Raw genomic sequence first — 12,135 nt, 5'->3', positions numbered from 1 at the left:
AAGCGCCTGGTAGAAGCACGTCAACGCCCTCGCACGGCGGCGAGTGCGCACCGCCCGACGTTCGGCGTGCAGAAGCCGCGCCACGTGTCGCACCAGTTCCCTGGGGACGTCGAGCCTGGCAGAATAGGTGATCACGTGGGGCCCTCTCGGAGACCGATTCCGTCGCAAGAACCTGTCTACCGATGGCTCCACGTCCATATCCAGCGCCGTCCGGTATGGACGTTAAGCCCGTGTCATCCCACTCGGCCGCCGAACCTTGCTGAGATCACCTCACTCTCGACCAGGAGGCACTGGACCAAATGCTCGACACGCTCGACGCTCTGCGCTCCGGCGGCCGGACACCGTCGGACTGGTCAGCCACGTCGCGGAACTACGAAGGCGCATACCATCGCGCCTGCACGTGCGTAAGACGGCCATCGGATCGTCCGGCACCGTCGAGGCTCAGATACTCGGCTGAGATCGTTGTCGCTGCCGATGGCAGTGCGGGACGCGGCAGGCGTTCTGGATGCCTGCCGCGCACGCCGAGAACGGGAAGCGGAGTGACGTGGCCTCACCCACAGAACTGCTGGGTTTCTCGATGGTTAACGGACATCGATATTGAGTCGCCGATCAGATCCTAATAGGAATATCGCATCTCGTCCTGGTGGAGCTCGCTACTCCAGGTGGTTGCGATGCACCATGTGGGTTCTGTGCGCTGCGGCTGTAGACAGGAGAGGCAACGCCCCTTGCGTGGGGTGTCGAGCGCCCTTGGCGATCACGCTGGGTAGACCATGGGGTGTGCTCTGTCCGTTGATGGCCGGCTCCTCCTGTCAACTTGTGTCGGGATCTTGTGAGTGAGTGCCGCCGAGCTCTAGCGTTCGCCTGACTTCATGACTTTGGGGGAGGGCCGCGATGGCCGGTGGGGTTCGTCGATCTGATACAGGTGTCGCGGCCCTCGGCCGGTGGCAGCGTCGTCGCCCCTGGGTTGCGGGGCTTCTTAGCGTAGCGATGGCGATGTCCTTGTTGTCGGCAATTCCGCCGGCTAAGGCCGAGCCAGCACCGGTGGTGCCTGCTGGCGCCAGCAAGGTCAAACCGCAGCAAAAGGTCAGCTCGCCCTCTGCCGGCACGCACGCAGTAGAGGCAGCGAGAACCTCGGTGAGCGGCCCATTCACCGTGACGCCAAAGCGTAAGCCGGTTGCCGGCGCGGTAGGCAGCGAGCCGGCGTTCCCGCCAGTGAGTGTTCCGGGATCGCGAGCCGCAGCGCAGGTTGCCTCGCCGGTGCGAGAGGCCGGAGAGGCAGCCGGCTTCGTTGCCGGTCGGTCGGTCGAGCGAACGAGCGCGCGTACGGCCCGTAGCACCGAGTTCGATAACCCTGACGGAACGAAGACGCTGCGACTGTTCGACGGGACAGCGTTCGTTCGTGGCGAAGGCGGCCAGTGGCAGCCGCTGGACAATCGGCTCTCCCGACGCGCGGATGGCCGGTTCGCGCCAGCGGCTGCGGCGGCGGTTACGGTGGCACCTCGAGGTGACGATCAGCAGGTCGCTACCGTTTCATTTGGTGACGGGGCCTCCGTCGGGTTTGCCATCGAGGGCGCAGCTCCAGTTGCCGTCGACGTCAAAGACGAGACGGCGACGTTCGCTGGGGTCCGGCAGAGTGCGGACGTGAAGTTCACCCCGATGGAATGGGGATTGAAGGAGGAAATCGTCCTCCACTCTCTTGACGCTCCCGCGTCATGGCTGTTCCCGCTAAAGGTTGAGGGGTTGACCCCTTCACTGAACTCTTCCACTGGCGAGGTCGTCTTCCTCGACGCTACAGGGCAAGCCCGCGGAGCTATCCCGCCAGGGTTCATGGTGGACTCTAACGTTCATCCTCGGCGGGGATCGGGCGAGCGTTCCAACGATGTACAGTACACATTGGTCCGCCAAGCCGAGTCCTGGGCGCTCCGCGTCGATCTGGACCAGCGGTGGCTGCATGACCCCTCTCGCGTGTTCCCTGTAGTGGTAGATCCCACCTTTCAGGACAACTCCGAGACTGACGACACGTTCGTGTCCAAGCGAGACCATGCAAATCGAAACAACTCTGCCGAGGGCGACTTGCTGGTCGGCACGTACAACGGCGGCTCGGAACGCGCCGCCTCCTATCTACACTTCAATGACCTGAAGGCGTCCCGGCCAAACCGGTATGTTCTCGGGGCGACCCTGCGACTGTGGAACTACTGGTCCTACTCCTGCCGCGCCCGCACCGTCAACGTGTACGCAGTGACCAAGTCATGGTCCGGGGCATCGACGAAGACCTGGGCAGGGCCGTCGTATGACTCCGCAAGCCGCGTCGGGACAAGCTCCTTCGCCTACGGCTACTACGACTGCCCCAACGGAGGCTGGGCTGGTTTCGGCCTTCCTGCCGACCGTGTCATGCGCTGGCTGCATGGAACAGAGGCGTTCTACGGCCTAACGGTGCGTGCATCGGAAACGGACAGCTACGCCTGGAAACGATTCGCCTCCGCGAACTTCTCCAACTCCACCGCCAGACCGTACATCGATCTGAACTACTCCGACCAGGGTGCCAAGTACTCCCTCCCCACGGCTGCGTTCAACCCGCCTGTCACCGCCGCCACCGCGGGCAAGATCACCGTACGCGTCACGAACTGGGGGATGACGACCTGGACCTCGACCAACGGGTACCGGCTGACGTACAAGATCCTCAACAGCGCAGGCACTGTCGTTCGTAGCGGCCCCCTGTACACGATGCCCAAGAACGTCGGCCCACATCAGTACGCCGACGTGCCCATCCAGGTCGATGCGCTCGCCGTCGGAAGCTACAGCCTCCGACTCGACATGGTCACTCCCACCGGCGCCTCCTTCAACAGCACCTACGGTGTGCCCTTCGGCCAGAGCAACTTCACCGTGGCCAACGGCGCTCCGACCATCGGCGACGGTGGCATCTTTCCGCTGCACAACGGCCACTCCGACACTCTGACTCCCACGCTGTGGGCTGACTATGTCGACCCCGACAACACCCCAGCCGGCGGTCGGCAGTTGAAGTTTCGTATCTGCAAAGGCGCACCGGAAACGCCATCGGGTTGTCAAACGACCGCATGGCTGTCGTCCACCACGTGGCCTGTTCCCTCTGGCCTCCTCAAGTGGCACGAAACCGCTCACTGGTACGTCACCCTGTCAGACACCCAGCTGACGACCAGCGAGATCGGGCCGTTCATCTTCACCCCCACTGTCGCTCAGCCTGAGGTGGCGAGCCACCTTGCCTCTGCAGCAGCGGACGCTGACGTGACGGGGCTAAACCCCTACGTAGGCAACTACTCCACCACCATCACCGACGCTGCGGTGACCGTGGCAGGCCCCGCCCTAGCGCTGCCTCGCACCTACAACTCACAGGACCTGCGAACCAGCGGCGCCTTCGGCGCGGGCTGGACCAGCCCTGTCGACCAGCGGCTGTCCACGGACACCGACGGCTCCGGCAACGTCGTCTTGACCCTGGCCTCAGGAAGTCAGGTGCGCTTCGGCCGTAACGCAGACGGCACCTACGCACCCCCATCGGGTATGAACCTCACCCTCGTCGCCACCGGCACACCGACGCTGTGGAATCTACGAGACGCCACCGGGAATCGCAGGATCTTCACCGCTGACGGACGGCTCACCTCGATCATCGACGCCGACGACCGTACGCAAAACTACAGCTACAACGGCGGTGGAAAACTCACCACCATCACCGACGCCGCCAGCGGCCGTTCACTGCACCTAACCTGGACAAGCGGGCACGTCACCTCTGTCTCGACAGACCCGCCCGCCTCCGGCCAGAGTGCACCTACCTGGACCTACACCTACACCGGCGACACCCTCACCCAGGCATGCACACCGTTGTCCGCCCAGTCCTGTACGCAGTACGCCTACACCGCCTCCTCGCACTACCGGTCAGTCGTAACCGACGACAATCCCGCCGCCTACTGGCCTCTTGGTGAACCAGCCGACGCCGGCGACGCCGCCAACGTCGTTGCCACCAAGCCAGGCGAACGCGACGGTTCTTACCGGGACGTGGCCCCAGGTGCAGCAGGCGCGCTGACGGGATCACCCGACACCGCCGTTGACTTCGGAGGCAGCACCACTAGTGCCGTCGAGCTGCCAAGGAACCTCACGAGCACGTCCATGGGCCTAGCGGTCGAGCTGTGGTTCAAGGCAGCAGCCGGCGAGAACGGCGTCCTGTTCAGCGTGCAGGACACCGACCTCGACCACACACCCACGCAGTGGACGCCGATCCTCTACGTCGGCACCGATGGACTTCTTCGAGGCAAGATCTGGACCACGACCCAGGGCACTACCACCATGCTGTCGTCCAGTCGAGTTGACGACGGCCAGTGGCACCACGTCGTCATTTCCGGATCCGTGGACGCTCAGAATCTCTACCTCGATGGCACCTCGATCGGCCAGATCACCGGCAAACTCATCGACCACCGCGACATGGCACATCCGTCGATCGGAAACGGCCACACCTCCGCCGGATGGTCCGCCACCGTCACCGGCAACTTCCCGTTCGCTGGCCTGATCGACGAGGCCGCCTACTACAAGCATCCTCTCGGCCCGACGCAAGTCGCGAACCACTGGGCCGCCCGCAACCAGACCACCCGACTGACGACCGTCACCAAGCCCGGCAACGTCACCGCCCTCCAGCTTGGGTACGACGCTCCCACCGGACGCGTCACCCACGTCACCGACCGAAACGGCGCCACCTGGGACTTGGCCCCTCCCGCCGTCGACGAGGGAAACCGGGTCATCGTCCTGGCACCAGACAACGCCGAACCGATCACGTACCGCCACGACATCGACCACGGCGGACGGCTCGTCAGCCGCGCGGACACCTTCGGCGAGCGCACCTGGACCTACAACGCCCGCGGCTTCGTCTCCAAGTACACCGACGCCAACAACAACAGCGTCACATACGACACCGACGAGCGCGGCAACATCCTGGCGCAGACCACCTGCCGAACCAGCACCGAATGTAATACCAGCTACGCCGGCTACTACCTCAACGCCGCCGACCCCCTCGACCGCCGTAACGACGTGCGCATCTGGACTGCCGACGCACGCTCCGCCTCCGCGACCGACACCACCTACCGTGTCGAGAACACCATCGACGCCGTGGGACGGATCACCGCCGTCAGCTATCCAGCGCCGTCTGGTCACACCACCGCCGTCACAGAGAGCTTTACCTATTCCACGGGGACCGAACAGGCTGAGCCCTCCGGCAGCGGCACGATTCCCCCGGGCCTGCAGCTGACCGCAACGGCCCGCAACGGCAAGATCACCCGCTCCTACTACAACACCGCCGGAGACCTCGTCCGTACCGTCGACCCGGTCGGGCTGACCACCAGCCACACACGCGACGACATCGGTCGGATCACCGCCACCACCCTCGCCCCACAAACTGGCAGCGCATACGGCACCACCACATACACCTACAACCCCGTATCGCAAACCGCGACCGTCACCAACCCTGCCGTGACGAACCCCATCACCAACGAGACACACCAGACCCGTACCACTTACACCTACAACGCCTCCGCTCAGCGCACCAGTCAGACCACCGACGACATCACCGGCAGCGACCCCGACCGAGTCTGGACCTGGACCTACGATGCCGCGGGACGTCCAGACACCGCGCAGACTCCTGACGGATCCATCACCGACCAGGACTGGGACACCCGCGGCGACATCGTCAAGGTGACCCAGCCCGGCGGCCGAGTGCTCGAACACGCTTACGACGAAGCCCACCGACGGATCGAAACCACCGCGCTCGGCGCGGGAGCCGATCCGATGAACCCGACTGCAACCAGCCTCATTCTCGACTCCCGCGCATATGATCCCGCCGGTCGGCTTGCCTTCGTGGTCGACGCGATGGGCCGTGAGACCGCCTACACCTACTACGGCGACAACCTGCCCGCTACCACCAGTCGGGTCCGCCGCGACGCCAACGGCGATATCACCAGCGAAACCAGGCTCAGCAAACTCGACTACAACGCCGCCGGGCAGGTCAACCAACAAACCGGCCTCGCCAACATCACCAGCACCACCGTCTACGACAAAGCCGGCTACGTCAAAGAAGAACACTTCGACCCCGACGGCCTCAACCGAGCAACCACCTACAACCGCAACCGTGACGGATCTATCGCCATCGCGACCCGCACCGGGACCGCATCCCCCGGCCGATCCGAAGCAACCACCTATATCTACGACGACGCCGGCCGGGTGCTCACCGAAACCGTCGTCAACACCGGCGGAAGCCCTTCAACCCTGACAACCAGCCACCAGAGGGACGCCCGCGGCCTCATCACCGAAAGCACCGATCCTGCAGGCACCACGGTCACTTACACCTATGACGCGCTAGGGAATCTAGCCACGAGTACCGGCGAGACCCGAACGGTCTGGTCGGGTAGTAGCAGTACAAGCGCCGCACCCACGATCACCATCGGATATAACGCCTTTAGCGAGCCCACTCAAGAACGAGATCCCGATGGTGCTGTCACCAGTGTCACCTACGATCCTGCGGGCAGGCCAACCGATGTTGGCTTGTCCCCGTATGTCACACCCGGCGGATTGGCGATCATCGCCAACTACCATGCCTCATACAACAGCCAAGGTCTCTTGGAACAGGCCGTCGATTCGCTTGGCCGCACCACCTCCTACACTTACGACCTCCATGGAAATCTACTAACCCGTACCCAGCCTGATCCCGACAGCAGCGGTCCGAAGACTGCCCCAGTCTGGACATCTACCTATGACAGGATCGGCGAACAGCTCTCGACTACTGACCCGGCCGGCGCTGTTACATCAGCAACCTACGATGACCTCGGCCGGCAGGTCACCGCCACCATCTCAGACCGCAGCACCGGTGCCACCCTGTACCTGACCACCAACCTTGGCTATGACGATGCCGGCAACCTGACTGCCGTCACCAGCCCGCTGAATCACACCACCACTGCTACATATAATGCAGCCGGCGAAGCGCTCAGAGTCACCGACCCTAGCGGGCGGTTCACCCAGTTCACCTATGACATGGCTGGCCGCAATCTCTCTGCTGTGAAGGGCAAGGACACCACCTACGTTGATCCGGTCACCACCCAAAATTACGATCTTGCGGGGCGGTCGACAGCTACCACCGACTGCACTTCAACGGCCAGCGGAACCTGCGGAACAACTCTGCGCACTTCCACCACGTCCTACAACGGTGCGGGACAAGCACTCAGTTCGACCAGTGCCGAAGGTCGTACCACTGAGTACAGCTACGACCAGGCCGGACAACTCACCACCATCGCTCAACGAGCCGCCTCTGCTGACCCCGCCTCCACGACCACCGTCCAGCTTGGCTATGACCTCAACAGGCGCCGAACCCGGATGGTCGATGGCAACAACAATTCTACGACCTACACATATACCCCCTGGGGGCAGCCCGCTTCAGTCATCGAACCCGCGACCACCGCACACCCTGAAGTTGGTAGCCGAACTTGGACTACGAGCTACGATGCGGCCGGCCAACCCGTCACCTACCTTCTACCCGGAGGCGTGACCCGCACTCTCACCTATGACAGAGCTGGCAACCTTGTCGAAGAAACCGGGAGCGGCGCCGAATCCGCCACCGCAGCCCGGCAACTCGAATACGATGCTCTGGGCCGGATAATCAAAGTTGGCAGTCCTCTTGGCGACACCACGTACAGCTGGAACGACCGTGGTCAGCTCACGGGTACCGCTGGAAGTGCCGGTAACGCTACCTACACCTACGATAGCGAAGGTAACCTCACCAGCCGCACCGATAGTGCAGGCACCGCCGGTTTCACTTACAACGCTGCCGGCGCACTCTCCACGGCTACTGACCCACTTACCGGGACTACCGCTACCCACACCTACAAGAACAGTGGTCAGCTAGGTCAGACCACGTACGGTGCAGGGGGCCCGACGCGCGCCTACGTGTACGACAACCTCGCCCGTCTCACCGCCGATACCTACAAACGACCCAACGGCACCAGTTCCGCCGCCACCACCTACACCTACGACCGCGACAATCAACTCCTCACCAAGAACACAACCGGAGTCGCCGCCTCAGGTGTCAGCGTCTATACATACGACGGCCTCGGGCGGCTTGCAACCTGGACTGCACCGAACGGCGACCAGACCGCTTACGGCTATGATGGTGCCTCCAACCACACCACTGTCACCAGCCCTGCTGGTACCCGCACCACCACCTACGACGAGCGGAACCGCGCAACTGCCGAGACCGGTGCCGGCGAACCGAACCGGACTTGGACTTGGACCCCTCGCGGCACGCTCGAAACCCAGACCCTCGGCACCACCTCAGAGAGCTTCACCTTCGACGCATTTGAGCGGCTCACTCAAGTTGTCAACACTGGCTATGTCGCCACCTACGCCTACGACGCCCTTGACCGCCTCGTGCAACGCAACAACACTTCTTTTGCCTATAATGACCTGAGCAACACTCCTGTTCGTACTCCGAATCTCTTCGGAGCCGACACCGCGATCATGCGAGACGGTTATGGGCGGCCCCTGTCTGACAAGACTGGCACTGCAGCGGCCAGGACTCTGATCGATGATCGAATCCACGGTGACCTCGTCGCTGCCGCCAACGCCGCTACCGGAGACTTAACTGCCTCTGCGAGCTATCAACCGTATGGCGCATCCTCTGGATCGATCGGTGCGCTTCCTTTGGGCTATCAGGGAGGTTGGACCGACCTGGAGAGCGGTCAGGTCAATGCGCATGCGCGTTGGTACAGCGCTGACAACGCAAGATTTATTAGTCGCGATACATGGACCCTCGCTCCGCAGCCAATCGCACAAACGAACCGCTACGTATATGGGAACGCGAATCCGATCACGGGTAGCGATCCGAGCGGGCATTTTGATCCCGGAGCAGCCGGCGGGTTGGGTCGAGCACTAGCCGGCATTAGCGCAGGCCTCGGCTCTGCTGGAACAGTGGCAGCTGCATGTGCTATCGCCTGTGGTGTCGCAATCGCTGCAGCATCCGTAGGCTGGTTCGGCGCCGGGATGTATGGCGGATACAGGCTCGGTGAGTACCTTGGCAGTCAATGGCGGAGCGGGCGGACCTCGGGCTATGGCTACGGCGCTATCAGGGGTTCCGGCGGCGCCTCGTCGGCCGGATTGCCCTACTGTTACCAGTACCCGAATGCCCCATCCTGTCGATACAACACGACTACGAGCAACCGAACGGGACCCGGCCGCGGTCCAGGCCCTCAGGCACCATGCAGTCGAGGCTGCTACGCGCCACCTCCCACCCCGCCGTGCGTCTTGGCGTCGCAAGCCGCAGGTTTGAGTAACGGTCAACTGTGTCGAACTCCGTGGCTTCTCGACGTTGCGCCCCGGCCCAAGCCAGTGGGCACTACGCGTCCTACCTCCGAGGCATTGCTTCCTGGCGGCAGTCAGATTGGGAATAGCGCCGGCAGTCAACCTCAGCCAACGGTGGTGGCTGACGAGGGGCAGGAGAGCGCCCCTAATGGCGGTGGAGCTTTGGCTGGCGGACCAGCGGCTGCGCAAGGGGGACTCGACCATTCCTGCTTCGCTGGGGGGTGGCGTCAAGGGGATGGAAGTAGGAGTGCTGGGGTCTGGTACGAAGATTGCCGCGATCTATTCGACGAGTTTGGAGTGTCCCCGGGTGAGGGTGTGGATTTAATTATCCCGTCAGCTGAAAATGGGAGGAGCTATATAACCTACGTTGCGGTCGACGGAGATGAAGTTCGTTATGTAGGAAGAGCCCAAGGTGTCGGATCCCCAGAGAACGCGCTCGCTTCGAGGTTGAGCAAGGGGCACGATGTTGCTAAGGCCAATCCCTCTTGGACATTCAAGGTCGTTGACGTGCAGAGGTCTCTAGACGCAAGCAAGGGGGCGGAGGAGTTCTTCCTGAGGGCGTATCAGCAGCGTGGTGCGCGTCTTGTCAATAGCCCGGAGTCGCCTCCATTGGGATTCTCAAAGCCTGAAAGGGGAAGGAAGTCTGTTAGGATGATGGACGCATTCTTTGACGAACTGCAGGAAAGGTGAATCGATGGAGTTTGTTGAGATTGTCATTGACGGTCCAATCCTGGTGGACAGGGATGATATTGAGGAAGGCTTGAATGAAGCTTTAGTTGGTCATGGGGAGGTTACCGGGGCGGGTACCAGTGAGGCTGGATCGCATCTAGATGTGGATATCGAACCAGGCTCCAACCGGTCTCTCATCCTAGAGAGGATCTTCGGTGTTCTCGAAACCCTTAGTGTTGGCGACTCGGTTCGAGTCCGCCCAGGCGATGGAAACGACTGGGTGAGGCCGAGTGAGTGGCGTGGCGAATATGGGAGATGATGATCCGGCACGTGTCCGAGTAGGTTCTAGTGTTGCGTGTCTGAAGTGACTGGACGGTTGGGGCTGCGGGAAAATGAGGCGTTTCTGTAGCCTCGCCGTTGGTTCTGCGTCCGGGTGATGGTGCTCGCCTACATGAGTTGACCCGTTCGTCTACCGTGCGGGCCTGGCGCGTGCAGCGGGCGCGGATTGTGTTGCTGGCTGCGGAAGGGCCGGCCCAACGCGGAGATGGCACGGCGGGTCGGGGCGACTCGCCAGACCGTCATTGCCTGGCGGGCCCGGTACGTCACCGGCGGGATCGATCCCTTGGCGGACCTGCCACGCCTTGGTCGCCCGCCGGTCGTCGACGAGGCCGCCGTGGTGGGCGCGACGCTGAACCCGCCACCGGAGGATCTGGGGATCCACGCGCTGGTCGGCCAGAATGGGGGGCTGGTGATGCCCGCACCACGCCGTTTCTCATCCGGAGAGGGCGTCCAGCGCGGCCCGCAGCCGGCGGGTTGCCTCGTCGGCAACCGCCCGCAGGTCGGCGGCATCGCTCAGCTGCACCAATACCTGCGGGTCGAGCGCCTGCACCAGGGCGGCGTCCGGCCCGTCGGCGCGGACCACGACGTTGCACGGCAGGAGTAGGCCGATGTTCCGGTCGGCCTGCACGGCCCGATGTGCCAGCGGTGGGTTGCAGGCGCCGAGGATGACGTACTCCTCGAGTTCGACCCCGAGCTTCTCGTGCAGCGTGGCCCGCATGTCGATCTCGGTCAGCACGCCGAAGCCCTGATCCTTCAGTGCCGCCCGGACCCGCTCGACGGTCGGGGTGGACCCGGCGTACAGCCGGATCGTCATCGCGTAGCTCATGCTCTGCTCTCCCTGAGGTGAGATCGTGCCAGCCGCGAACGAGCAGCGTGAGTGATTCGGCAAAACCGTGCCGGCCAGCCTCACAGTCAGGCCTGGCGGCGACTTGGTGCCCTCATGGACACCGCGAAGTTTCCTCTCAACCCCGTGTCGGCCGGGGAGGTCGCCCAGGCGTCGGTCCACCTGACCCAGATCCCGTTCGAGGTTCTGTTGCCCCATCTGCGGCAGGTGGTGGAGGACGAGGACGGGATCGTGGTCAACCTCGGCCCCAGGTCTCCCGACTACCTCAAGCCGCTCTCCCCGCAGGAGGCCGCGCAGTGGCGCGTACCGGATGAGAGGCTGCGGATCGTCGCGCTCTTCCTCGCTGACCGCTACGAGGCGCTGGTGGCCTTCCTTGACACAAGCTGCAAAGAACGTGCAGTGCGTCGTCTTCTGGGCTGCCTGAGCGGTCGCTGGCTCGGCTTGGTGAGCAGAGCGGTCTGTTCCACGGTCCCATCGAGTGCGATGTGGTGGGGCTGAGGCTCGCCCGGGCGTCGTCATGCCGGGCCGGGCTGCGAGCCGGAGCCGTTGGCTTGGCGGGCCTCACTTAACCTTCTGTGGTCACGGCCCTGGTCACAGGCTTGGGGATGGGCGGTGACACTGAGCCATTCCGCGCAATGTTCTGATCACAAGAGGTGGTCATGTGGTGCGGTCGTGTTCGGTGTGGAGCAGGACGAGTGCGGCGGCCACGATCTTGCCGATGCGCCATGGGTCGAGGCTGATGTTGCGCAGCGCCTTGAAGGTGGTCTTGAGCAGGGAGTTTCCGCGTTCGCCGATGGCTCGCAGGCTGTTGTGGGCCTTGTTGAACTGCTGCTGGATGGTGGTGAGGCGGCTGTTCCTCGGTTTCTTGAACGCCACGGTGATGGTGGTGGACTCGCCTTCGTAGCCCAGGTCGCCGAGGGGTC

At 63.3% G+C, this 12,135-nt stretch carries 5 protein-coding genes and 1 pseudogene; 4 read left to right on the top strand and 2 right to left on the bottom strand.

From position 1 onward, the window contains the following. Positions 1-1,641: 1,641 nt before the first annotated feature. From GA0070558_RS32105 to GA0070558_RS35120, 3 genes and pseudogenes are all read left to right on the top strand, one after another. The gene (locus GA0070558_RS32105) at positions 1,642-10,050 is read left to right on the top strand and encodes an RHS repeat-associated core domain-containing protein (RefSeq protein WP_176734480.1); all 8,409 of its coding nucleotides are present in this window, start codon (positions 1,642-1,644) and stop codon (positions 10,048-10,050) included. 4 nt (positions 10,051-10,054) lie between these two features. Further along, on the top strand, positions 10,055-10,348 hold the full coding sequence (locus GA0070558_RS32100; protein ID WP_091287150.1) for a hypothetical protein: 294 nt from the start codon (positions 10,055-10,057) through the stop codon (positions 10,346-10,348). 186 nt (positions 10,349-10,534) lie between these two features. After that, positions 10,535-10,687: pseudogene (locus GA0070558_RS35120) on the top strand (helix-turn-helix domain-containing protein); the annotation flags it as partial. 114 nt (positions 10,688-10,801) lie between these two features. Here the strand turns inward: GA0070558_RS35120 and GA0070558_RS34785 are convergent. Next, positions 10,802-11,194 carry a DUF302 domain-containing protein gene (locus GA0070558_RS34785; RefSeq protein ID WP_091287144.1) on the bottom strand — a complete coding sequence of 131 codons (393 nt, stop codon included), beginning with the start codon at positions 11,192-11,194 and terminating at the stop codon, positions 10,802-10,804. Positions 11,195-11,308: 114 nt separating this feature from the next. On the opposite strand from GA0070558_RS34785, the gene GA0070558_RS32085 reads away from it, so the two are divergent. Beyond that, positions 11,309-11,710: a hypothetical protein gene (locus tag GA0070558_RS32085; RefSeq protein ID WP_091287141.1), complete on the top strand. Its 402-nt coding sequence runs from the start codon at positions 11,309-11,311 to the stop codon at positions 11,708-11,710. A 159-nt stretch (positions 11,711-11,869) separates the two neighbouring features. Here the strand turns inward: GA0070558_RS32085 and GA0070558_RS34780 are convergent. After that, positions 11,870-12,135 (bottom strand): transposase family protein (locus GA0070558_RS34780; protein ID WP_141722411.1); only part of this gene is annotated, 266 nt, incomplete at its 5' end.

The organism is Micromonospora haikouensis (assembly GCF_900091595.1).
GTDB classification, from domain to species: Bacteria; Actinomycetota; Actinomycetes; order Mycobacteriales; family Micromonosporaceae; genus Micromonospora; species Micromonospora haikouensis.
The sequence above is the reverse complement of the archived record's forward strand: the minus strand, read 5'-3'. Positions and strand labels throughout refer to the sequence as shown.